The following is a 22,256-nucleotide window of genomic DNA, read 5'->3' as shown; positions in this document are numbered from 1 at the left end:
CGCAGCCATCCGGCAGCTTGCACCGGATGGCTGCACCTGCTTTGCAGTCGACGGAAACGGGAACCGGGACCCGACAAACGCAACTGCTCGCACGGATGCTGCTGACGCCAGCGGTCGCGCTGCTGTTCATCTGGATGATCGTCCCCTTGGCGCTGACGATCTATTTCTCACTGCTGCGTTACAATCTGCTCGACTCCGAATCCGCGCAGTTCGTCGGCTTTGAGAATTTTCGCTATTTCCTGACCGATCCGGCTTTCCTCGCTTCGCTGCAGAACACACTGGTTCTGGTTGGGTCCGTGCTTGGACTGACCATCCTGCTTGGAATTCCGCTCGCGCTGTTGCTCGACCAGCCGGTCATCGGCCGCAACATCGTGCGGCTGATGGTGATCGCGCCATTCTTCGTGATGCCGACGGTCAGCGCGCTGATCTGGAAGAACCTTCTGATGCATCCGGTTTCTGGCCTGTTCGCCTGGATCGCAAAGCTGTTCGGCGCGCCACCGATCGACTGGTTCAACGACGTGCCGCTATTCGCAATCATCCTGATCGTCTCCTGGCAATGGCTGCCGTTTGCAACGCTGATCCTTCTGACGGCGCTGCAATCTCTCGATGAGGAGCAGAAGGAGGCGGCTGAGATGGACGGTGCCGGCGCGCTGTCGACCTTCATCTACATCACGCTGCCGCATCTGGCCCGACCGATCACTGTCGTGATCCTGATCGAGACGATTTTCCTTCTGACCGTGTTCGCCGAGATCTTCGTCACCACCGGCGGAGGGCCGGGATTGCAGACCACCAACATCGCCTTCCTGATCTATTCGCAGGCGCTGATCCAGTATGATGTCGGCGGTGCCTCCGCGGGCGGGTTGGTGGCAGTGGTAATCGCCAACATCGTGGCTTTCTTCCTGGTCAGGATCGTCGGCCGGAATTTGGAGGCCTGACGCATGGCGCGGATGGCAACAAGCAGGCATGTGGCGGTCTCGACCCTTGCGGCGTGGCTGGTCGGCTTCCTGATCTTCTTCCCGATCCTGTGGATGGTGTTGGCGAGCTTCAAGACCGAACTCGATGCCTTCGCCATACCGCCAAAATTCCTGTTCTTTCACTGGACCACGGAAAATTATGCCGCCGTGCAGGAGCGCAGCGACTATGTCCATCATGCGCTCAACTCCATCATTGTGGCAGGCGGCTCGACGCTGATCGCGCTGCTGATTGCGATTCCCGCCGCGTGGTCGATGGCGTTCTCGCCGACCAAACGCACCAAGGATGTGCTGCTCTGGATGCTATCGACAAAGATGATGCCGCCGGTCGGCGTGCTGGTGCCGATCTACCTGATCTACCGCGATTTCGGCTTGCTCGATACTTTGACTGGTCTCGTCTTCATCCTCTGCCTCGGCAATCTGCCGATCGTGATCTGGATGTTGTTTACCTATTTCAAGGAAATCCCAAAGGACATCCTCGAAGCCGCACGCATGGACGGAGCAACGATCAGCCGCGAACTCGTCTATGTGCTGACGCCGATGGCCGTACCGGGGCTCGCATCAACGTTGCTCTTGAATTTAATCCTCGCCTGGAACGAGGCGTTCTGGACGTTGAACCTCTCGACGCTGCAGGCCGCGCCGCTGACCGTGTTCATCGCGTCCTATTCGAGTCCCGAGGGGCTGTTCTGGGCCAAGCTCTCGGCCGCTTCCACGCTCGCGATCGCGCCGATCCTGGTGCTCGGCTGGTTCAGCCAGCGCCAGCTCGTCCGCGGCCTGACTTTTGGCGCGGTCAAGTAAAACGGAAAGGCTGGAGCCATGGGTCAGATCACGCTTCAGAATGTCCAGAAATCGTTCGGGCCCGTTCACATCATCAAGGGCGCCGATCTGGATATCTCGGATGGTTCCTTTGTCGTTTTCGTCGGCCCCTCCGGCTGCGGCAAGACCACTCTTCTCCGCCTGATCGCCGGGCTCGAGGACGTCAGCGGCGGCAATATCCTGATCGACGGCAAAAACGTCGTTGACGTTCCGCCTGCCAAGCGCGGCTTGTCGATGGTTTTCCAATCCTATGCGCTCTATCCGCATATGAGCGTGCGCGGCAACATCGCCTTCGGCCTGAAGATGGCGGGTCTGCCGAAAGTCGAGATCAACCGGAAGGTGGAGGCCGCGGCAGCGACCCTTAATCTGACGCCGTATCTCGATAGAAAGCCGCGCGAATTGTCGGGCGGCCAGCGCCAGCGCGTCGCGATCGGGCGCGCTATCGTCCGTGAGCCGAAGGCGTTTCTGTTCGACGAACCGCTGTCCAACCTCGACGCCGCGCTGCGCGTGCAGATGCGCCTGGAGGTCACGCGGCTGCAGAAGCAGCTTGGCACGACGGCCATCTATGTCACGCACGACCAGGTGGAGGCGATGACAATGGCGGACAAGATTGTGGTGCTCAATGGCGGCAAGATCGAGCAATACGGGACGCCGCTCGAACTCTACGAAAAGCCGGCCAATCTGTTCGTCGCCGGCTTCATCGGCTCGCCGAAAATGAACTTCATCTCCGGCGAGGTCGCAGGCCGCCATGGCGCGGCCACCATTGGCGTTCGCCCCGAGCATCTGAAAATCGCACGCGACGGCGAGGGATGGCCGGGAAGCATCCTGGTCGCCGAGCATCTCGGCAGCGACACCTTTCTCTATGTCGACGCTGGCGCAATCGGAACACTCACCGCGCGCCACGTCGGCGAGCTCGATTTGAGCGCCGGCGACCGTGTCCTGCTGTCGCCGGATCCCGGCCGCCTGCATCGGTTCGATGAACGCGGCAAATCGCTGCGGGCTTAACAGGAAGACCAAGATGTATCTGGAAAAATTCAAACTACCCGGCAAGACCGCAGTCGTAACCGGGGGCGGGCAGGGGATCGGCCTCGCCTGTGCCGAGGCGCTGGCCGAGGCCGGCGCGAGGGTTGTGATTGCCGATCGCGATGCGGCGGTAGCCGGCGAAGCGGGTGCCTATCTGAGCGGGAAGGGCTATCAGGCCGAGGTCGCGGTCGTGGACGTGACGGATTCACGGCGCGTTACCGAGATTGCCGACGAACTCGTCGCTCGCTACGGCCGGGTCGATGTCCTCGTCAACAATGCCGGCATCGCGCGCAGCGAGACGCCGGCCGAAACCGTGACCGACGAGCACTGGCTGAATGTCATCGACGTCAATCTCAACGGCACCTTCTGGTGCTGCCGCGCCTTCGGCAAGCACATGCTTCAGGCGCGGACGGGCAATATCGTCAATATCGGCTCGATGTCCGGTTTCATCGTCAATAAGCCGCAGGAGCAGTGCTACTACAACGCCTCCAAGGCTGCGGTGCACCATCTGACCAAATCGCTCGCAGCCGAATGGGGCGCGCGCGGCGTGCGCGTCAACGCGGTGGCGCCGACCTACATCGAGACGCCCCTGAACGCGTTCGTGAAGGACAACCCCCGCATGTACGACGCCTGGATCGGCGGCACCCCGATGGCGCGGATGGGGCAGGTGGAGGAGATTGCCTCGGTGGTCCTGTTCCTGGCATCGGAAGCGGCCAGCCTGATGACGGGAAGCATCGTTCTTGTCGATGGTGGCTATACTTGCTGGTAAGCTTGCGTCAAAACTGACGGGAGCGAACATGCGGCAAGCCTTCATCGGCATCGACGTCGGAACCTCCAGCACGCGTGCGGGCATCTTCGACGACAACGGAGCCCTGCTCGGAACTGCAAAACAGCCGATCGCGGTCTGGCACGAGGCAGGCGACATTGTCGAGCAGTCGTCGTCAGATATCTGGGCGGCCAGCGTCTCGGCCGTCCGCAGCGCGATGGCGGAAGCTGCGATATCGCCGGAGCTCGTGAAGGGCATCGGGTTCGACGCGACCTGCTCGCTGGTCGTGCTCGATCGGCATGGCGGACCGCTGACGGTGAGTGCGTCCGGCGACAAGCAGCGCAATGTCATCGTCTGGATGGATCATCGCGCGATCGAGGAAGCGCGGCTGATCAACGATACGCAGGATGAGGTGCTGCGCTATGTTGGCGGCTCCATCTCGCCCGAGATGGAGATGCCGAAGCTGCTCTGGCTGAAGCGGCACCTGCGCGACAGTTTTGATCGCGCCGGGCATTTCTTCGACCTGGCCGACTTCCTCTCGTGGCGCGCGACGGGGTCGTTCGCGCGCTCGACCTGCACGGTGACCTGCAAGTGGAACTACCTCGCGCATGAAGGGCGTTGGAGCGAGCCATATTTTCAGCGCGTGGGCTTGCAGGAATTTGTCGAGGACGAATATCGCAGGATCGGCACCGAGATCGTCGCTCCTGGAACGCCGCTGGGGTTGGGCCTGACGGAACAGGCGGCACGGGATTTCGGGCTGAGACCGGGGACGCCGGTCGGCGCCTCGCTGATCGATGCGCACGCCGGCGGGCTCGGCGCGATCGGCGGCCGGGACGCATCGGGTGCTGAAGTCGATGTCTGCGATCGCCTCGCCTACATCATGGGGACCTCCGCCTGTATCATGGCGACAACGGTCGATCCCTGTTTTGTCCCCGGCGTGTGGGGACCGTATTACTCGGGCATGGTGCCCGGCTTCTGGCTCAACGAAGGCGGACAATCGGCGGCGGGTGCTGCGATCGATTATTTGATCCGCTCCCATCCCGCCTACGCCGAGGCAAGCGACGCGGCAAGGCGGAACGGCGTGGAGATCATCCAGATCCTCGAGGAGCGGATCACGGCCCGTGCTGGGCAGGCGAGCAGGGCGGCGCTGCTGGCGCGCGACCTTCATGTGCTGCCGGAATTCCTCGGCAACCGCTCGCCTTATGCCGATCCCGATACGCGCGCCGTCATTGCCGGCCTCGATCTCGATACGGATATCTGCGCGATGGAGCGTCTGTTCGTGGCGGGATTGTGCGGGCTCGCCTATGGCCTCGCCGACGTCATCGATGCCTTCAAGGCGCAGGGGGTCAACAGCAAGCTGATCGTCATGGGCGGCGGCGCAGGAAGGAGCCCGCTGGTGCGGCAGATCATGGCCGATACGACCGGCCTCACGGTGGCACTGCCGCAAACGGCGGAGCCGGTCCTGCTCGGCGCGGCCATGCTCGGCGCCGTCGCAGCCGGCGCCTATGCCTCGCTCGGCGAGACCATGGCCGCGATGTCGGCGCTCGGTCGCCTGACCGAGCCGGCCGCGCCGGGCATGGAAGAATTCCACCGCCGAAAGCGGGACGTGTACAGGTTGCTGCGAGGGCTTGATCGCGGAAGCCGTGAGGCGATGCGCGGTTTTGAGATCATCTCGAAAGGTCGCGAACGATGCTGCTGAGCTGTGGCGATGCGCTGATCGATTTTGTGCCGGTTACGACCGCAGACGGTCACGAAGCGGTACGACCGGCGGTCGGCGGGTCTTGCCTCAACGTCGCGGTCGGACTGGCGCGGCTTGGTGCGCCGACCGGCTTTGTCGGTGGCATCTCGACCGATCTGTTCGGCCGCATGATCGCCGACCACGCCGCCGCATCCGCCGTCGACCTTCGCTATGCCACCCGCAGCGATCGCCAGACCACGCTTGCTTTCGTCCGAATGGTCGCAGGCGAGTCGCAATATGCGTTTTATGACGCGGAGACGGCCACCCGGGAATGGACCTATTCGCACGGCAAAATTCCGTTCGAGACGATCGAGGCCGTCCACATCGGCTCAACGACGCTGGTCAACGAGAGGGGAGCCGCGGAAACCGCCGCGATGATCTCCGATGCCAAATCATCGGCGACGATTTCGTTCGACCCGAACTGCAGGCCCAATCTGGTCAAGGACAAGACAGCCTATCTCGCGCGCATGGACGAGTTTGTCGACAGCGCGGACATCGTTCGCATGTCGGACGTTGACTTCGACTATCTCTACGGGAAAGAGGCTTACGCGGCGAAGGCGGAAGAGTTCCTGGCTGGAGGCGGCAGCCTGTTTGTCGTTACGCGCGGAACGAAGGGAGCCCAGGCCTGGCATTCGGCGGCCGGTGCCATCGAAGTCGGGTCACCCGCGATCACCGTCGTGGACACGATCGGCGCAGGCGACAGCTGTCAAGCCGCGCTGCTGTTTGCGCTGCATAAGCAGGGCAGACTCGGCAGGAGCGGACTGAGGGACACCAACGCGAACGAGCTTCGCTGCGCGCTGGCATTTGCCTGCAGTTGCGCTGCGCTGACCTGCACGCGGGTTGGGGCAGATCCGCCCCGCAGCAACGAAGTTGCTTGGACGTGTTAGAGGCGTTGGGCGCCTCTAGGTGCAAGGCGGCTTAGGCGACCGCAATAAACATCGCGACGCTCGAAAGATACGCGCGGCCAATGATCGACGTTATGCCACCGGTGAGCCAACCCTCATGGTTTTGTTAAATCGTTTCATTGACAGGCCGTCCATAACGGCACATAGTCTCTAACCAAGTGCTGAAAGAACAATCAGAGGGAAAGGGGACGCGGACGCTCGGGCTGAGTGCAGACTTCGCTCAAGCGGCCAGGCTGGAACAATTACAAGCGACATCAATATGTTGCTTGAATGTTGCGTCCATCCTCTGGTGGGGTGACGCGACTGCGCGAAGCTAAAAGTGTCGCGCGCCTCGCAACGCGCGCTGGCAGAAAAACAAGCAAAATAAATGAAACGATCCATAGCGGGAGGGTGGAAATGAAGATAACGCGTCGTGACTTGCTGTTGGCCGGCGCCGCAATCAGCGCTTCGAGTGTCGTGTCCGGGCCGTCCGCGCTCGCCGCCGGACCGGAGCTCAAACTCGGCGTCGTCGGTGTGCTTTCCGGGCCGGCTGCGCAGTGGGGGCTCGCCCTCAAGGGCGCGGCGGAGTTCGCGGCTGCGGAGGCCAATCGCGACGGCCTGGTCAAGATCGACGGCGCGCCCTGTCAAGTCAGTGTCGTTGCGATCGATAGCAAATACACCGCAGAGGGCGCCGCCGCGGCAGCAAATACGCTCGCGGGGCAGGGCGTGAAATTCATCATCGGTCCCATCGGTTCACCCGAACTCACCGGGCTGAAGCCCATCGCCAAACGCAATTCGATGCTGGTGATGGGCAATGGTTACGCCAAGGATGCGCTGGGTCCGCAATGGCCGTTGGTGTTCCATGTCGGCCCTGGTCCGTCGGGATGGGCCGATCCGATCATCAAGATCGCCAAGCAGAAATTCGGCATCAACAGCGTTGTCCTCGTTGCTCCGAACGACCAGGGAGGCACGGATATCGCAAGCGTCGATGCGGACGCCTACAAGAAGAACGGTATCGCTGCGACTGAGGAGTACTACCAGCGCGGCACCACCAATTTTGCGCCGATCGTGACGCGCATCATGAACGCAAAACCGGAGGCCGTGGATCTCGCGTCCTCACCGCCCGGCGACGCCGGCATCATGGTCAAGCAATTGCGCCAAGCCGGGTTCGAAGGACCGATCGGGCGCCTCGGTGGCCCAGGCTATGGCGAGATCTCGCGGGTTGCCGGCGGCGACGCCGTGCTGAAGGACTTCTATTGGTACGAGCCGGTTCTGGTCGACGAGAAGGTCCAACTGATCGCCGACGAATACAAGAAGCTGTTCGGCACCGAGCGGCCTGAGAACAATTTGTTTTTCCAGTGGGTGTCCGGCACTCGCATGGTCTTAAAGGCGATCGCGAAAGCGGGCACGATCACCGACACCGAAAAGGTGGCTCAGGCTCTCCGTGCATTGCCCGTGGACGATCCAAATGTCGGTTCAGGACATTGGATCGGCAAGGAATTCTTCGGCATCAACCAGGAGCTATCGTTCCCCTTCGGCGTGGGATTGGTCACTGACGGAAAATTGCAGCCGATCGTTCCGGTCGAAGCGGCCACGGGCAAGTAGCGGAGTTCCTGTGGAAGGCATCGTCGCCACCGGCCTCATCGGCATCAGCCTGGGCGCGCAGTATGCGCTGCTCGCCCTCGGCTTCACCCTGATCTTCGGCATTCTCGGCGTGGTCAATTTCGCCCATGGCGGATTCTATGTGCTCGGAGGCTATCTCGCTTATTCGGCGGTCACCTATCTCGGTCTGCCCTATGCGCTGGCAGTGATCGCAGCCGCACTCGGCACGACGGCGCTGGGTTATCTCTTCGAGCGTTTCATCCTCGATCACGTGATCGACGATCACTTGGCGACACTGATGCTGACGCTCGGTCTCTATTTGATGATGTCGAGCGGCCTTCTGGTGATGTTTGGACCGCAGTCGCCTGCATTCAGCTTTCCTCTGACGGGCGTCCTGCGCGGGCACGGCTTCTACGTTCCGATCGAGAATCTCGTGGTCCTTGCCGTCTGCCTGGTGGGTATCCTGTCGATCTATGCCCTGATTTACTACACCGACTTCGGCCGCGCCTTGCGTGCGCTCGCTGACGACCGTGCCGTCGCCACGGCGCAGGGACTGCGTCCAAAGCTTCTGTTTCCGACAGCGTTTGCGCTGGCCACCGGGCTTGCGGGTCTCACTGGCGCGCTGGTCACGCCTATCCTCTCGCTTGCACCGCATGTCGGCGATCCCGTGCTGGCGACATCGTTCCTCATTGTCATTCTTGGTGGTCTCGGAAGCATTGGCGGTGCAACCGTTGCGGCCTTTCTCGTCGGCATGGTGGAAGCGTTCTCGGCGGTCTATCTCGGAGGATCGAAAGGCGCTCTCGCATTGTTCGTGCTCGTCCTCATCATGTTGGTGGTCAGGCCGTCCGGCCTGTTCGGCCATCGAGTACGTGGAGCGTGAGCCATGGCAAGCATTGATCTTGGCGCCGCGCACAGGGGCTCCATCGCCGAGACGGCAAGCGTTGTCGTCATCGCCGCTGCCTTCGTCATCCCCTGGGTCAGCCAGAACCCCGCAGTCTACTCGCTGGCCAATCAGATCCTGATTGGGGTCACCGCTGCGTTGAGCGTCTACATCATGCTGCGCATGAACCTGATGACCTTTGCAGTGCCCACGTTCATGGCGATCGGAGGCTATACCGCGGCAATCCTCGGTCTCCGCCATGGCGTGACGGATGTTCTGCTGCTCGGCACAGCCAGTTTCGCGGTGCCGGCGCTGTTTGCATTGCCGCTGGGCGCGTTGGTGCTCCGTCTCACCGGCGTCTACTTCGTGCTGGTCACCTTCGTCCTCACCGAGATCACACAGCTCGTGCTGTTCGAGATGCCGGGCTGGACTGGAGGCGCCAACGGTCTGGTCGGCATGCCCGCCGTGACCTTCTTCGGGATCGAGCTCGGCGATAATCGTGCGGTGCTATTGGTCACGACCGGCCTGGCGATCGCCGGTGCGCTGATCACGGCCGCAGTCACTCGCCGCTTGCGTCAGCATTTTGCGGCGATCGAAGAGAACGAGTTGCTGGCGCAATCTCTCGGGCTCGTGGTCTGGCACTACAAGGCATTCGGCTTTGCGATCGCGGGCGGTGTCTCCGGGCTCGCTGGCTTTGCGTTGGTCAACATGCTGCTCACCGCGCATCCGACCTCGTTCAGTCCACTCTCATCGGTGAACTACATCGCCTACACGATCATCGGTGGGAAGAGCACCATGCTCGGGCCGCTCGTCGGCGGGGCCTTGCTGATCTGGGCAGGAGAAATCTTTGCGCTGCGCGGTGAATTTTCCCAGCTCCTGTTCGGATTCCTCATCGTGGTCGTGGTGCTGGCGGCGCGAGAGGGCATCGTTGGCACCGTGTCTCGGTTTCTCCTGTTCTTAAGTTCGCGCGTTCTCCGCCGATCCACCATCAACCCTGGCTCCGGCGCCCTGGGGGCCCCGGCCGCCACGGAGTCGCAGCCATGACGAGGAGCAGAGAGCCGCTTCCCAGAGAAGCGGCACGAACCGAGAGCAGTTTCGGCGAAGCGTTTGTAATGCCCCCGGGCGATGTCCTTGGTGTCATGGGACCGCGGCTCGACCGACGCGAATCTGTCGTTGGCGTCGCGAACTCATCGATGCGTCTCGAGGTCACCGGCATCTGCAAGCGTTTCGGCGGACTGCACGTCTTCAACGACGTGAGCTTCTCGATCTCGCCCGGCGAGGTGCTCGGCGTGATCGGCCCCAACGGTGCCGGCAAGACCACCTTGATCAACGTGATCTGCGGCATGCTTCCGCCAACCAGTGGCCGCGTCCTGCTCGGCGGCCGCGACATGACGGGAAAGCCGCTCCATGCCGTGAGCCGCGCGGGGATCGTGCGCAGCTTTCAGCAGACCAATACGTTCCGCGCGGCCACGGTGCGCGAGAATATCTCGTGCGCGGTGCGTTTCAGCAATGGCGGAGAGGACGCGTGGCAGGCCATCACGCCGCTGATCGATGAATTCGAGCTTGTCGCGCACCTCGACGAACAAAGCGACAAGCTGCCTTACGGTTTGCAGAAGATGCTCGGCCTCGTGCTTGCCTGCGCGGTGCGGCCGAAAGTGCTGCTGCTGGATGAACCGGCCGCCGGCCTTGAACGGCGCGAGCGCCTGCGTATCGACGCCTTCGTTCGCCACGCCGTGACGGAATTGGGATGCGGCGTTCTGATCGTCGAGCACGACATGGAGCTCGTGCGCAGGCTCTGCCCGAAGATCCTGGTGCTGGATTCCGGCCGCGTGCTCGCCGAAGGCACGCCAGCAGACGTGCTGTCGCGCAAGGACGTCATCGACGCCTATCTCGGGACGATGGACGAGGCAGAGGCATGATGCTCGCGGTGCAAAATCTCGAAGTCCGCTATGGCGGCATCACGGCTCTGCGAGGCGTCTCGATTGAAGTTACCGAGGGCGAGACCGTTCTGTTGGTCGGTGCCAACGGGGCTGGCAAATCAAGCCTGATCAATGCCGTTATCGGTCTTGCTGGCGCTGCGCGCGGCACGGTGCGTTTCGCAGGCCGGGACATCAGCGCGCTCGCATGCGACGGCAGGGCGCGGGCCGGCATGGGTTATTCGCCGGAAGGCCGCCGGGTATTTCCGACCATGTCGGTCGCCGACAACGTTCTGAGCGGCGCCTGCGGGCGAGGCCGGGCCGCACAACGCGAGGCCTGGGACTGGCTTCGCGGCCTCTTTCCGATGCTGCAGGAGCGTGCGGGCCAGCCGGCGGGACAGTTGTCTGGCGGCCAGCAGCAGATCGTGGCTCTGGCCCGGGCCATGAGTTCGTTTCCCAAGCTGCTGCTGCTGGATGAGCCTTTCCTCGGGCTTGCGCCGGTGTGGATCGCGCGGATCAGCGAGGCGATCCGCCACATGCAGGCGCGTGGCACCACGATCCTCATGACCGAGCAAATGGCCCGGCCGGCGCTCAAGCTTGCCACCCGCGGCTATGTGATGCGCGGCGGCGAGATCAGGCGAAGTGGCTCGGTGGCCGAAATACGCGATGTCGCGTTGGCCGAGGAGTATCTGTAATGGCTCAAATCAATGCAACAACGCGTCTTGGCGCCTTTGTCGCGTCGGCGGCTGAAGCAGAACTCGCGGCCGAGATCGCGGTGAAGGCGGCGATCTGCCTGCTCGATTCACTTGGACTTGCTTTGGCGTCACGGGACGAACCAACGGCCACGGCGGCGCGGGCGATGACGACGGATGTCGCACCTAGCTCGCGAAGTGCGCGGATCTGGGCCAGCGGCAAACACGTACCACTGTCCGAAGCGGTGCTTGCCAATGGCATTGCCGTCCATGCGCAGTTCCAGGACGATACCGATCACGATTCATGGACCCATCCCGGATCGTTGATCTCGCCGGTCGTCGTGTGCTTGGGCGAGGCGCGCGACGCGCCGTTGCGGGTCGTCCTCAATGCGCTCACGGCCGGATATGCCACGCTGAAATGGCTCGGCGCCGGCGAGAGCGTTGCGCGCGGTCTGATCGTGCGAGGCGTGCGCACAAGTCCAACATTCGGCACTATAGCCGCGGCCGGGGCCGGTGCCGCGGCGCTTGGTCTCGATTCGCTGAAGGCTACGTGCGCGGTCGCGATTGCGGCTTCCACGACAGGAGGTACGCTTGAGCCGGTGCGCTGCGGATCCGACGAATGGCGTGTGCAGAATGGGCGCGCCGCTCACGGCGGGTTCATCGCCGCTGAGCTCGCCGCGCGCGGCGTGCAGGGTGCACCCGATGCGCTGGAAGGGCCGAAGGGTTTTCTGCGCTCACTTGGTGGCCTCGACCGCACGCCCGAGACCTGGCTGAAAAATCCCGATCCCGCGACGATGATCGGCGTCATGGCCAAACCGTTCGCCACGCTCGGCGATAACATGTCCGCTGTGATTGCAGCCAGCCTGCTCAACGGCGACGGCATCGACCTTGCGCGCACCAGGCGGATCACGGTGACGATCTGGCGTCCCTACACCGAGTATCCCGGAACATCGTTCAAGGGACCATTCACGAGCATCGTCCAGACGCAGGCCAGCACCGCCTTCGCGGTCGCCGCCATGCTCCGCTACGGCCGGCTCGACTACGAGATGGGCGCCGAACACCAGCGGGATCCGGAGATCCTGGCACTGGTCGAGAAGACGACGGTGCTGCCTGACGATGTCGGAACGCATCTTGATGCAACCGTCGAAGTCGAGATGGATCACGGTGGCCGCTACCGTCGCACCGCGCGCGAAGCGCCCAGGACATTGGTCTTCCAGGACGAGGCGCGCGCCACCGAAGTATTCGAAGCCCGGATGGCGCGATTGGGATTCCCATCCGGCGCCGCAAGCCGGCTGGCCGCGGAGGTCTTCGCCTCTGCGCGCAATGGCGGAGCGATGCCGATCCGCGCGCTGCTCGATCGTGTCACCTCGTTTCAGGGAGAAAACAGATGAAACTCGGATTGGAAGGCAAGACAGCCATCGTCACCGGCGGCAGCAAGGGTATCGGACTCGAGACGTGCCGGCTGCTGGCCGAAGAGGGCGTCAAGGTGCTCATCTGCGCACGGCGCGAGGACGCGCTCGCCGAGGCGCGCGCCGACATTGAGAAGACCACGGGCGCGAAGGTCGAGACCTTGTCGCTCGACGTGACTGATTTGAAGCAGATCGAGCAACTGCCGATGGTCGCCCGCGACCGTCTCGGTCGCATCGATATCCTCGTCAACAATGCCGGCACCGGCACCTACAAGCCCTTCCTCGAAGTGACCGACGAGGAATTGCAGTACGGCATGGCGATCAACTTCTTCGCCCAGTTTCGCATCTGCCAGCGCATCATTCCCGTCATGATCCAGCAGAAAGGCGGCAGCATCGTCAACGTCTCGGGCGAGACCGGCATCATGGTGACGATGCCGCCTTTCCTGTCGTCCTGTACCGGGCCGGCCAAGTCGGCTGAGATCAGGTTCTCCAAGATTCTGGCCAATGAATTCGGGCCGCACAATATCCGCATCAACTGCGTGGTTCCGGGGTTCGTCAACACGCCGGAACGGTTCGCGAAATGGGAGCGCGAGCTCGCCAAGCGCAATCTCAGCGCCGAGGAAGGGGAGGCCGAACGGCGGCGCTGGTCGGAGAACAATTCGATGCGCAACACGCGCTGGGGCACGCCACAAGAGCTCGCCAATCTGATCGTGTTCGCGCTGTCGGACCGGGCGAGCTTCGTCAACGGCGCGGTGCTCGTGGCGGACAACGCGATGGACAAGTCCTGAGGCGTGGGGGCGGAAAGCTTGGACGGAATGATGATGGCGAAACGGGGATGCTGCATCCCATCGAGGAGAACGTAATGGCCGAGATCGACAAGCCGCTGAAAGGCATCACCGTCGTGGAGCTCGGTCACAGCGTGGCCGCGCCTTACGCCGGGCTGATCCTGGCCGATCTCGGCGCGCGCGTGATCAAAGTCGAGAACCCGAAGAGCGGCGACTATGCGCGCGGCTGGGGGCCTCCGTTCTGGAACGAGATCGCCAGCGCCTTCCATTGCCTCAACCGCGGCAAGGAGGACGTCACGATCGACTTCAGCGATGCGCGTGAATGCCGCGAGTTGAAGTCACTCATTCTGTCGCAAGCCGACGCCGTGATCCAGAATCTGCGGCCCGGCATTCTCAGCAAGTTCGGGCTCACGGCCGAGGCGTTGCGTGCCGAGAAGCCTGCGCTGATCTGGTGTGACATTGGGGCGTTCGGCAGCAAGGGGCCGCTCGCGAGCAAGCCGGGTTACGATCCGCTCGCGCAGGCCAGCACGGGGATCATGAGTGTCACGGGCGAGGGCGGTCGGCCACCGGTGCGGGTCGGCGTTTCCCTGATCGACATGGGCTCGGGCATGTGGGCCGTGATCGGCTTGCTCGCCTCGCTGGTTGCGCGCAAGAGCGGCGCCGAAGGACGGATCGTCTCGACGTCGCTGTACGAGACCGGCCTTGCCTGGATGACCGTGCCGCTCGCCGGTTACGCGGCATCCGGCGAAGTGCGCAAGCCCTACGGCTCGGGCACGGCGGAGATCGTGCCCTATCAGGCTTTCGAGGCATCCGATGGCTGGCTGATGATTGCCGCCGGCAATGACAATCTGTTCCGCAAACTGTGCGGCGCATTGCGGCTCGATGCGCTTGCGTCCGATCCGGCCTTCGCCACCAATGCAGCGCGCGTCGTCAACCGCGAGCGGCTGTTGCCGCAGATTGGAGCCGCGGTTCAGCGATATTCGGGTGAGGCGCTCGGCAAGCTGCTTGATGAGGCCGGGGTGCCCAATGCGCCGCTGCTTGGCATTGATGAAGTCGCCAAGCATCCGCAGACCCGCGCGCTCGACATGACGGTGCGTTGCGATGACGACGACATCGACCTGGTCGGCATTCCCCTCGCGTTCAACGGGGCCCGCCCTCGGGCGCGCACGCCGGCTCCGACACTCGGTCAGCACAACGCTATCCTTCGGACATCCGCCAGCAGGGAGACCGCCAATGCGAAGTGATTTCGAAACCATCACGTTGGAACGGCGGGACAATCACATCCTGCTGGTTACCTTGAACCGGCCCGACGCCGCCAATGCCATGAACACCCAGATGGGCCTCGATCTGATGGAGCTGTTCGAAGGGCTGACCGTCGATCTCGAAGGACTCCGCGTTGCGGTTCTGACCGGCAGCGGCGCGAAGGCGTTTTGCGCCGGCGGTGATCTCAAGCAGCGTAACGGCATGACGGATGATGCATGGCAGGCCCAGCATCTCGTGTTCGAGCGCATGCTGCGCGCGATCCTGGCTTGCCCGATTCCGGTCATTGCAGCGGTGAACGGCGCCGCATATGGCGGGGGTTGCGAGATCGCGGCGGCGGCCGATTTCGTCTACGCCGCCACCAACGCACGCTTTGCGCTGACGGAGGTGACGCTCGGCATCATGCCCGGGGCGGGCGGGACGCAGAACCTGCCGCGTGCCATCGGCGAACGCCGCGCCAAGGAAGTCATCCTCTCCGGCCTGCCGTTCTCGGCCGAGGAGGCGGAGCGCTGGGGACTGGTCAATCGCGTGCTGCCGCCCGACGAATTGCTGACGGCAACGCTGGCCATCGCCGAGCGGATCGCCGGCAATGGTCCGATATCGGTGCGCCAGGCCAAGCAGGCGATCCACCGCGGCCTGCAGATGTCGCTTGCGGACGGTCTTGCTTTCGAAATCGAGGCCTACAACCGGCTGGTTCCGACGTCGGACCGTCGCGAAGGCGTCCTCGCATTCAACGAGCGTCGCAAGCCGAACTTTCAGGGCAAGTAATGGAGGCGCGGGATGCGTGAGAGAGCTCATGTTCGCGAGGTTGGGCCGAGGGATGGATTGCAGCTCGTGAAGGCGATCCTGCCAAGTGCGCGCAAGCTTGCCTGGTGTCGAGGTATGGTCGAGGCGGGCATCAACGACATCGAGGTGACGTCCTTCGTGCCGCCAAAGGTGATCCCTCAGTTTGCCGATGCGGAGGAGGTGGCGCGCGGCGCGACCGCGATCACCGGCTGCCGCCCTTCGGTGCTGGTGCCGAACCTGCGCGGTGCGGAGCGCGCATTGGCGCTGGATCTGGCGCAGGTCAACTATGTGCTGTCGGCGAGCGAGGAGCACAACCTCGCCAATGTCCGTCGCAGCACCGAAGAGTCGCTGCAAGATTTCGCGCGCATCGTCGCAGCGCGTGATCAACACGCCGGCGCGCGGATTGCGCTCGGCGCCGGGATTGCCACGGCCTTCGGTTGCACCATTTCCGGATCGGTGTCGGAGGCGCGGGTCGTCGAGATCGCGGTGCGGCTTGCCGAAACGGGAGCCGATGAGATCATCGTCGCCGACACCGTCGGCTACGGTGATCCGGGCCAGGTCCGCCGGTTGATGAAGGCGGTGATCGCCGCTATCGGCCGCGTTCCGGTTGCCTGTCATTTCCACGATACCCGGGGCCTCGGCCTCGCCAACGTCACCGCCGCGCTCGAAGCCGGCGTTCGTGCCTTCGATGCGTCGCTCGCGGGACTTGGCGGCTGTCCCTTCGCACCCGGAGCGACCGGCAACATCGATACCGAAGACACCGTGTTCCTACTGGAGCAACTCGGCTTCGATACCGGCGCCGATGTCGAAGCGCTGATTGCATTGCGCGGGGAAGTCGAAAGCTGGCTGCCGGGCGAGCGGTTCTCTGGCGCCATCGCTCGCGCTGGATTGCCGAAGACCTATCGCACGCCTGCCAGGGTTGCCGGCTGAAAGGATACTGCATGAACTATCACGACACTTCCCATCAGCCTGAGGCCGAAGTCACCGTTGTCGTGGGCGAGGATTTTCCGGAGCTGCGCAGCACGGTTCGAAAAATCTGCGAAAGATTCCCCGGCGAATACTGGCGCGCGCTCGATGAGCGCAGCGGCTATCCGGCCGAATTCGTCGCCGCTCTGACCGAGGCCGGCTTTCTCGGCGCCCTCATTCCGGAGGAATACGGCGGCTCGGGCCTGCCGCTGCGCGCGGCTGCTGTGATCCTCGAAGAGATCAATGCCAATGGCTGCACGGCGAGCCCAGCGCATGCGCAGATGTACATCATGGGCACGCTGTTGCGTCACGGCAGCGAGAAGCAAAAGCGCAGCTATCTTCCGAATATTGCCGCCGGAAAGTTGCGGCTGCAGGCCTTTGGCGTGACCGAGCCCAACACCGGCTCCGACACCACCCAGCTCAAGACACGGGCGGAGCGCCAGGGCGACGTCTACGTCATCAATGGCCAGAAGATCTGGACCTCGCGCGCGCTCTATTCCGACCTCATGCTGCTGCTTGCACGCACCACGCCGCTCGATCAGGCGAAGCGTCGTACCGAGGGACTTTCGGTGTTCCTCGTTGATTTGCGTGAGGCCAAGGGCAATGGCGTCGAGATCCGCCCGATCAAGGCGATGATCAACCACAACACCACCGAAGTCTTTATCGAGAACCTGCGAGTCCCGGTGGAGAATTTGATCGGCGAGGAGGGAGAGGGCTTTCGCTACATCCTCGACGGCATGAACGCCGAGCGCATCCTGGTCGCTTCTGAATGCGTCGGCGATGGGCGCTGGCTGCTCAACAAGGGCGTCGCCTACGCCAATCAGCGCAGCGTGTTCGGCCGCCCGATCGGACAGAACCAGGGTGTTCAGTTTCCGCTGGCGCGGGCCTACGCCGAGCTTGAGGCGGCCGATATGATGTGCCGCCGCGCCGCGGCGCTCTTCCAGGCCGGCCGCCCCTGCGGTGCCGATGCCAATATCGCCAAGCTGCTTGCCTCCGAAGCGACGTGGAAGGCGGCCGATACGACGTTCCAGACCCATGGCGGCTTCGCCTTTGCGCAGGAATACGACGTCGAGCGCAAGTGGCGCGAGGTCAGACTTTACCAGACGGCCCCGATCTCGACCAACATGGTGCTCGCCTATGTGGCGCAGCACGTGCTCGGTCTTCCCCGATCCTATTGAGGAGGCGACCATGCTTGATATCACACGCGAGACAGCAAGTTTCGTCGCGGGGCTGAGGCCGGCAGACTTGCCCGATCGGTGCAAGGAGGCCGCGCGTACCGGCATCATCGATTGTGTCGGCGTTATGATCGCAGGCGCAGCCGAGCAACCGGTGCGCATCGTCTCGGCCATGCTCGCACCGTCCACACAGAACGACGGGGCGCCTGAACTTCCCTCGGGCCGCAACCTCGCGGCGTCAGATGCCGCGCTCGTCAACGGCGTCGCGGCGCATGTGCTCGACTATGACGACGTGGCGCTTGCTGGTCATCCGAGCGCGGTGCTCGTTCCAGCCATACTTGCCGAAGGCTGGTCGCTTGATTCGAGTGGTGCCGATGCGGTCGCCGCCTATGTCGCGGGCTATGAGCTATGGGCGCAGCTCGCAGATCTCGAACCAGGACACCTGCACGAGCGTGGCTTCCATCCGACAGCGGTGATGGGCGCGCTCGCAACCGCAGCAGCATGCGCCCGCCTGCGCGGGCTCGGTCCCGAGAAAACGGCGCACGCCGTGGCCATCGCCGCCTCGCTGGCCTCAGGTCTTGTCGCCAATTTCGGCACGATGACGAAATCGCTGCACGCTGGCCGCACCGCGCAATCGGGCGTGCTCGCTGCACGGCTGGCGGACCAGGGATTCACCGCTTCGCTGGATGTGCTGGAACACCGAACCGGGTTCCTGCGCGCCCATTCTCCGTCCGGTACCCCAAGGATCGAGGACGGCACGCTCGACATCGGCAGGTGCTGGCGGCTGGCCGAGCTCGGAATCAATGTGAAGCGCTATCCGACCTGCTATGCCACGCATCGCTCGATCGACGCGATGCTCGGCCTGGTCGACCTGCACAAGCTGAACCCATCCGAAGTCAGCGAGATTCGGGTTCATACCGGCGTCACGCAAAAACTGATGTTGCGCAACAGCAACCCGCAGACGGGGCTCGAAGCAAAGTTCAGCATGGAATTCGCGATGGCCGCCGCACTCATCGCGCCGGGTCGGTCTTGCCGAGTTGACCGATGAATTCGTTACACGGCCGGATGTCGGTGCCACCTTCGCAAAGGTGCGCTGCACGACGACCGATGAGATTATGCCCGGCGACCAGCCTTTTGCGCCGTCGGACCAGGTGAGCGTTGTGCTCACTTCAGGCGAGGTGTTGGAACACACGCCGGTCGTGCATGCCAAGGGCAGTTGGCAGATGCCGCTCACGCGCGAGGAGCTGAGGGAAAAGTTCCTGGATTGTACGACGCGCGTGTTCAGCCGCGCCCACGCGAGCGACTTGTTCGAGCAGCTCTGGCGCCTGGAAGAGATCGGCTCGTTGCGCTCGCTGCGCCTGACAAGCGATCGGACCGACGCATGACAAGAGCAGGATACGGCGGAGGCTCGAAGCCTCGCATCTGGCACCAGTCGGTCAACGAACTCGACCATTTGGCGGTTTACAAGCGCGCGCTGGAGGCGCACGCGGCCGACATCCTCGGTGACGATGCCGAGCTTGTCGTGCATGGCCTTCCCTCGGGGAGCTATCGTGGAGCGTCGGCCACGGCGGTGCTCGGCAATGCCTATGCCTATCACCGCATTCTCGGCCAAGTGATCGATAATGCGATCAAGGCGGAGCGGGAGGGCTATGCGGCCTTCGTGATCGGTTCCTTCAGCGAGCCGTTCTTGCGTGAGATCCGTTCCGCCGTCGACATTCCTGTCGCCTCGCTCACGGAGAGCGGCCTTCTCGTCGGTTGCTCGCTCGGACGCTACGTGGCGCTGGTGTCAAATGCGCCGGCCGTGCAATGGATGACGAAGGTTGCGGTCGACAAGCATGGGCTTGCCGCACGTGTGCTCGATGTCGTCGCTCTTGATCCGCCGCTTGATGAGCCGGCGCTGGCCGCCGCCTATGCCGACCCTGCGCCTGTGATCGGCAATTTTGCTGCCGCAGCCGAACGCCTGGTCGCGCGCGGCGCCGATGTGATCATTCCGGCCGAAGGCGTGCTTGCCGAGCTTCTCGTTCGTCATGGCCTGCGCGAGATCGCTGGCGCACCGGTGATTGACGTGTTCGCGGTCACCTGGGCTTACGCGCTCATGGAAGTTCGACTTTGGTCGAAGGCCGGGCTTCGCGTCGGCCGAAGCTGGCATCACAGACGCGACGATCCTGCCGTGATCGCGCGACTTTGGGAGGAGAGTGTCCGATGAGCAGGTTTCCCGAGACGCAAGTCGCTGGCGTCTACCACCGCAGACTGGGAGACGTACTAGTCACGGGCTTAAGTGACGGTTACGTCGACATGGGGTACTCGATCTTCCGCAACATTCCGGAGCAGGAGACCAAGGCCATTCTCGCCCGCGATCACCGGATCTCGCCGCCGCGCATTTCAGTGAATGCTTTCGCGTTGCGGGTGAACGGCCGGACCTACCTGATCGATTGCGGCTCCGCCGATCTGATGGGACCGACCTGCGGTCGCCTGCCTGACAATCTCGCGGCTGCGGGCATCGAGCCGGCCTCCGTCGATGGCGTGCTGCTCACCCATGTTCATCCCGACCATTCCAACGGCCTGACCGATGCGGCGACTGGCACGAGACTGTTCCCCAACGCTGAGGTCATCGTGCATGAAAACGAGATCAATCACTGGTTCAACGACGAGGCGATGGCGAAAGCAGCGGAGCGTCCCCGCCGCCGCTATTTTGAGGCCGGCCGGACTCAGCTCAAGCCTTATATGCCTGCCGATCGCGTCCGCACTTTCCGCAATGGCGAGGTGCTGCCGGGCGTCACCGCAATTCTGATCCCCGGTCATACGCCCGGCCACACCGCTTACGTCGTCTCCTCCGGCGGCCGGTCGATGGTTGTGTGGGGCGACACCGTGCATGTGCCCGAAATCCAGGTGGCGCTTCCGCACGTCACCATGGAGTTCGACACCGATCCCGATGCTGCGGCCAAGGCGCGCCAGATGATTTTCGACATGGTGGTGACTGACGACATGCTGATCGGCGGAATGCATTTGCATTTTCCCGGCTTTGGCCATATGCGACGCGAGGGCGGACAATATACTTTGGCCGCGGAGCAGTGGGCCTTCGAGATCTGATCGGTGCGTCCGATGGTTGAGGCCGCGGAATTCACTTCAGCGCCGCATGCGCTAAAATGGTTTCCGACCTCAGGTGGACACGATGACAAATCGGCAGATGGTGGGCCGCGGAAGTAAGCTGACGATCCGCGATGTCGCGACCGCGGCCGGCGTTTCGACGGGCACTGTTTCGCGTGTCCTGAATGCCAATGCCACGGTTCGTCCCGATGTCCGCCGAAAGGTCCAGCGCGCGATCGACGAACTCGGCTATGCGCCGAATGCGGTGGCGCGCAGCATGCGGATACGCTCGACGCACACGATCGGCTGCATCTTGCGTGAGATCAATATCCCGCAGCTCGCCGGCTTCGTGAAGGCCGCGCACGACGTGCTCGACGACGAGGGGTTCTCCTTGGTGATCTCCAACTCGGAAGGCCGGGAGGAGCGCGAGCGCGAACTGCTCAGCCGCCTGTCAAGCCGACAGGCCGACGGCGTCATGATGGGCCCTTACACGCCGATCGAAGGCGAGTTTGAAGCATTCCTGCGCGGGCTCGATATCCCCATCGTGCTGATCGATCGTGCCCAACAGCCGTGGGCCGACGCGGTCATGGCGGATCACGCAGGCGGCATGCGTGCCGCTGTCGGTCATTTACTAGATCTGGGCCATCGCCGCGTGGCACTGATTACAGGTGAGCGCGGGCTGTATCCGGCAAGTGAACGCATCCGCGGTTATCAGGAGGCTTATGCGGCGCGCGGCCTGCAACCAGATCTGTCTCTGATCCAGGCAGGCAGTTTCTTGCCCGGTGCAGGATTCCGTATCACCTCGGCGCTGCTCGGCCAACGCAATCCGCCGACCGCGGTGATCTCCGGCGGCATCGACATGCTCTCGGGCGTGCTGCGCGCGGTGCGGGGAAGGGGCTTAAGGATTCCCGAGGATGTCTCGGTCATCGCGTCCGGCCATTCCGAACTCGCGGAGCTCGTCACGCCGCCGATTGCCGTCATCGGATGGGATCAAGGAGAAATCGGCCGGATTGCCGCCGGCATGCTTCTCGATCGAATCCGGAACCGCGACGTGCAGGAGGCCCATCAGGTGCTGGTGCCAAGCGAATTCATTCCCCGCGCATCGGTCGGTCCGCCGAGACGGGCGCCGTAGTGTCCTGAACCAGAAGTTCAAGGCATTTTGGCCTGGGCTGGCACATTGTAAGCGCAGAAGCGTTCGTCCTCCTCAAACAATAAGGACAGTTCGCCGTCTTCGAGTTGATTTGGAGGCCGTAGAACTTCAGATTCGGGACACGATAGCCCGGCCGTACGGACGACCGAGCTTCATCGGCGGCGATCAAGTCGCTGGGCTGGTGGCCCAACTCTTGCTTCTGACAGGTGACAACAAAGGCTATAGAGAGAGTTGGATTTGAAGAAAGTCCTGATTCGGAATGTCAGCAATTGGTGCGCGAAGATCTGGCGCGGGATCAAGGATTCCGTCAAGCACGCCCCAATGCAGTAGCCGAAGGCGAACCAAAGCTG

Annotated in this window: 22 protein-coding genes; all 22 read left to right on the top strand. The window is 63.2% G+C overall.

What is annotated here, in order from left to right; genetic code table 11:
* Positions 1-26: 26 nt before the first annotated feature.
* Positions 27-935 carry a carbohydrate ABC transporter permease gene (locus ACZIRK_RS25410; RefSeq protein ID WP_463328298.1) on the top strand — a complete coding sequence of 303 codons (909 nt, stop codon included), beginning with the start codon at positions 27-29 and terminating at the stop codon, positions 933-935.
* A gap of 3 nt (positions 936-938) precedes the next feature.
* Positions 939-1,769: a carbohydrate ABC transporter permease gene (locus ACZIRK_RS25405; RefSeq protein WP_456642187.1), complete on the top strand. Its 831-nt coding sequence runs from the start codon at positions 939-941 to the stop codon at positions 1,767-1,769.
* Positions 1,770-1,787: 18 nt separating this feature from the next.
* Entirely contained in the window at positions 1,788-2,792 is a 1,005-nt protein-coding gene (locus ACZIRK_RS25400; protein ID WP_463328297.1) for an ABC transporter ATP-binding protein, read from the top strand.
* 13 nt (positions 2,793-2,805) lie between these two features.
* Complete coding sequence (locus tag ACZIRK_RS25395) at positions 2,806-3,579, top strand: SDR family NAD(P)-dependent oxidoreductase (RefSeq protein WP_463328296.1); 774 nt, start codon at positions 2,806-2,808, stop codon at positions 3,577-3,579.
* A 28-nt stretch (positions 3,580-3,607) separates the two neighbouring features.
* Positions 3,608-5,275 (top strand): FGGY-family carbohydrate kinase, encoded by a 1,668-nt coding sequence (locus ACZIRK_RS25390; RefSeq protein WP_463328295.1) that lies wholly within the window; start codon positions 3,608-3,610, stop codon positions 5,273-5,275.
* Positions 5,266-6,201 (top strand): carbohydrate kinase family protein, encoded by a 936-nt coding sequence (locus ACZIRK_RS25385; RefSeq protein ID WP_463328294.1) that lies wholly within the window; start codon positions 5,266-5,268, stop codon positions 6,199-6,201. Before ACZIRK_RS25390 ends, ACZIRK_RS25385 begins: the two co-directional genes overlap by 10 nt.
* 414 nt (positions 6,202-6,615) lie before the next feature.
* Complete coding sequence (locus ACZIRK_RS25380) at positions 6,616-7,803, top strand: ABC transporter substrate-binding protein (protein WP_463328293.1); 1,188 nt, start codon at positions 6,616-6,618, stop codon at positions 7,801-7,803.
* A 10-nt stretch (positions 7,804-7,813) separates the two neighbouring features.
* Entirely contained in the window at positions 7,814-8,680 is an 867-nt protein-coding gene (locus ACZIRK_RS25375) for a branched-chain amino acid ABC transporter permease (protein ID WP_463328292.1), read from the top strand.
* 3 nt (positions 8,681-8,683) lie between these two features.
* The gene (locus ACZIRK_RS25370; protein WP_463328291.1) at positions 8,684-9,724 is read left to right on the top strand and encodes a branched-chain amino acid ABC transporter permease; all 1,041 of its coding nucleotides are present in this window, start codon (positions 8,684-8,686) and stop codon (positions 9,722-9,724) included.
* A 149-nt stretch (positions 9,725-9,873) separates the two neighbouring features.
* The gene (locus ACZIRK_RS25365; protein ID WP_463328290.1) at positions 9,874-10,599 is read left to right on the top strand and encodes an ABC transporter ATP-binding protein; all 726 of its coding nucleotides are present in this window, start codon (positions 9,874-9,876) and stop codon (positions 10,597-10,599) included.
* Entirely contained in the window at positions 10,596-11,291 is a 696-nt protein-coding gene (locus tag ACZIRK_RS25360) for an ABC transporter ATP-binding protein (protein WP_463328289.1), read from the top strand. The genes ACZIRK_RS25365 and ACZIRK_RS25360 overlap by 4 nt, the downstream gene beginning before the upstream one ends.
* Complete coding sequence (locus tag ACZIRK_RS25355; RefSeq protein WP_463328288.1) at positions 11,291-12,679, top strand: MmgE/PrpD family protein; 1,389 nt, start codon at positions 11,291-11,293, stop codon at positions 12,677-12,679. The genes ACZIRK_RS25360 and ACZIRK_RS25355 overlap by 1 nt, the downstream gene beginning before the upstream one ends.
* Complete coding sequence (locus ACZIRK_RS25350; RefSeq protein ID WP_208825907.1) at positions 12,676-13,485, top strand: SDR family NAD(P)-dependent oxidoreductase; 810 nt, start codon at positions 12,676-12,678, stop codon at positions 13,483-13,485. Before ACZIRK_RS25355 ends, ACZIRK_RS25350 begins: the two co-directional genes overlap by 4 nt.
* Before the next feature lie 47 nt (positions 13,486-13,532).
* Positions 13,533-14,726 (top strand): CaiB/BaiF CoA transferase family protein, encoded by a 1,194-nt coding sequence (locus ACZIRK_RS25345; protein ID WP_474418535.1) that lies wholly within the window; start codon positions 13,533-13,535, stop codon positions 14,724-14,726.
* Positions 14,716-15,510 (top strand): enoyl-CoA hydratase/isomerase family protein, encoded by a 795-nt coding sequence (locus tag ACZIRK_RS25340; protein ID WP_463328286.1) that lies wholly within the window; start codon positions 14,716-14,718, stop codon positions 15,508-15,510. Before ACZIRK_RS25345 ends, ACZIRK_RS25340 begins: the two co-directional genes overlap by 11 nt.
* 12 nt (positions 15,511-15,522) lie before the next feature.
* On the top strand, positions 15,523-16,458 hold the full coding sequence (locus tag ACZIRK_RS25335) for a hydroxymethylglutaryl-CoA lyase (RefSeq protein ID WP_130224062.1): 936 nt from the start codon (positions 15,523-15,525) through the stop codon (positions 16,456-16,458).
* An 11-nt stretch (positions 16,459-16,469) separates the two neighbouring features.
* A complete protein-coding gene (locus ACZIRK_RS25330) occupies positions 16,470-17,672 on the top strand; it encodes an acyl-CoA dehydrogenase family protein (protein ID WP_130224064.1) in 1,203 nt (400 codons plus the stop codon).
* A gap of 10 nt (positions 17,673-17,682) precedes the next feature.
* Complete coding sequence (locus tag ACZIRK_RS25325) at positions 17,683-18,717, top strand: MmgE/PrpD family protein (RefSeq protein ID WP_463328285.1); 1,035 nt, start codon at positions 17,683-17,685, stop codon at positions 18,715-18,717.
* The gene (locus tag ACZIRK_RS25320) at positions 18,707-19,054 is read left to right on the top strand and encodes a hypothetical protein (protein WP_463328284.1); all 348 of its coding nucleotides are present in this window, start codon (positions 18,707-18,709) and stop codon (positions 19,052-19,054) included. Before ACZIRK_RS25325 ends, ACZIRK_RS25320 begins: the two co-directional genes overlap by 11 nt.
* The gene (locus tag ACZIRK_RS25315; protein WP_463328283.1) at positions 19,051-19,875 is read left to right on the top strand and encodes an aspartate/glutamate racemase family protein; all 825 of its coding nucleotides are present in this window, start codon (positions 19,051-19,053) and stop codon (positions 19,873-19,875) included. Before ACZIRK_RS25320 ends, ACZIRK_RS25315 begins: the two co-directional genes overlap by 4 nt.
* A complete protein-coding gene (locus ACZIRK_RS25310) occupies positions 19,872-20,759 on the top strand; it encodes an MBL fold metallo-hydrolase (RefSeq protein WP_463328282.1) in 888 nt (295 codons plus the stop codon). Before ACZIRK_RS25315 ends, ACZIRK_RS25310 begins: the two co-directional genes overlap by 4 nt.
* An 82-nt stretch (positions 20,760-20,841) precedes the next feature.
* Complete coding sequence (locus ACZIRK_RS25305) at positions 20,842-21,888, top strand: LacI family DNA-binding transcriptional regulator (protein WP_456642170.1); 1,047 nt, start codon at positions 20,842-20,844, stop codon at positions 21,886-21,888.
* Positions 21,889-22,256 lie beyond the last annotated feature (368 nt).

It is taken from the genome of Bradyrhizobium sp. Leo114 (assembly GCF_055229415.2).
This window is presented reverse-complemented; position numbering and strand designations above follow the sequence as displayed.

Coding starts and splice junctions, on each gene's coding strand:
- ACZIRK_RS25315 (WP_463328283.1), top strand. CDS start 19,051: ATGACAAGAGCAGGATACGGCGGAGGCTCGAAGCCTCGCATCTGGCAC.
- ACZIRK_RS25345 (WP_474418535.1), top strand. CDS start 13,533: ATGCTGCATCCCATCGAGGAGAACGTAATGGCCGAGATCGACAAGCCG.
- ACZIRK_RS25310 (WP_463328282.1), top strand. CDS start 19,872: ATGAGCAGGTTTCCCGAGACGCAAGTCGCTGGCGTCTACCACCGCAGA.
- ACZIRK_RS25325 (WP_463328285.1), top strand. CDS start 17,683: ATGCTTGATATCACACGCGAGACAGCAAGTTTCGTCGCGGGGCTGAGG.
- ACZIRK_RS25385 (WP_463328294.1), top strand. CDS start 5,266: ATGCTGCTGAGCTGTGGCGATGCGCTGATCGATTTTGTGCCGGTTACG.
- ACZIRK_RS25355 (WP_463328288.1), top strand. CDS start 11,291: ATGGCTCAAATCAATGCAACAACGCGTCTTGGCGCCTTTGTCGCGTCG.
- ACZIRK_RS25360 (WP_463328289.1), top strand. CDS start 10,596: ATGATGCTCGCGGTGCAAAATCTCGAAGTCCGCTATGGCGGCATCACG.
- ACZIRK_RS25405 (WP_456642187.1), top strand. CDS start 939: ATGGCGCGGATGGCAACAAGCAGGCATGTGGCGGTCTCGACCCTTGCG.
- ACZIRK_RS25305 (WP_456642170.1), top strand. CDS start 20,842: ATGACAAATCGGCAGATGGTGGGCCGCGGAAGTAAGCTGACGATCCGC.
- ACZIRK_RS25350 (WP_208825907.1), top strand. CDS start 12,676: ATGAAACTCGGATTGGAAGGCAAGACAGCCATCGTCACCGGCGGCAGC.
- ACZIRK_RS25370 (WP_463328291.1), top strand. CDS start 8,684: ATGGCAAGCATTGATCTTGGCGCCGCGCACAGGGGCTCCATCGCCGAG.
- ACZIRK_RS25395 (WP_463328296.1), top strand. CDS start 2,806: ATGTATCTGGAAAAATTCAAACTACCCGGCAAGACCGCAGTCGTAACC.
- ACZIRK_RS25400 (WP_463328297.1), top strand. CDS start 1,788: ATGGGTCAGATCACGCTTCAGAATGTCCAGAAATCGTTCGGGCCCGTT.
- ACZIRK_RS25340 (WP_463328286.1), top strand. CDS start 14,716: ATGCGAAGTGATTTCGAAACCATCACGTTGGAACGGCGGGACAATCAC.
- ACZIRK_RS25330 (WP_130224064.1), top strand. CDS start 16,470: ATGAACTATCACGACACTTCCCATCAGCCTGAGGCCGAAGTCACCGTT.
- ACZIRK_RS25335 (WP_130224062.1), top strand. CDS start 15,523: ATGCGTGAGAGAGCTCATGTTCGCGAGGTTGGGCCGAGGGATGGATTG.
- ACZIRK_RS25390 (WP_463328295.1), top strand. CDS start 3,608: ATGCGGCAAGCCTTCATCGGCATCGACGTCGGAACCTCCAGCACGCGT.
- ACZIRK_RS25380 (WP_463328293.1), top strand. CDS start 6,616: ATGAAGATAACGCGTCGTGACTTGCTGTTGGCCGGCGCCGCAATCAGC.
- ACZIRK_RS25410 (WP_463328298.1), top strand. CDS start 27: ATGGCTGCACCTGCTTTGCAGTCGACGGAAACGGGAACCGGGACCCGA.
- ACZIRK_RS25365 (WP_463328290.1), top strand. CDS start 9,874: ATGCGTCTCGAGGTCACCGGCATCTGCAAGCGTTTCGGCGGACTGCAC.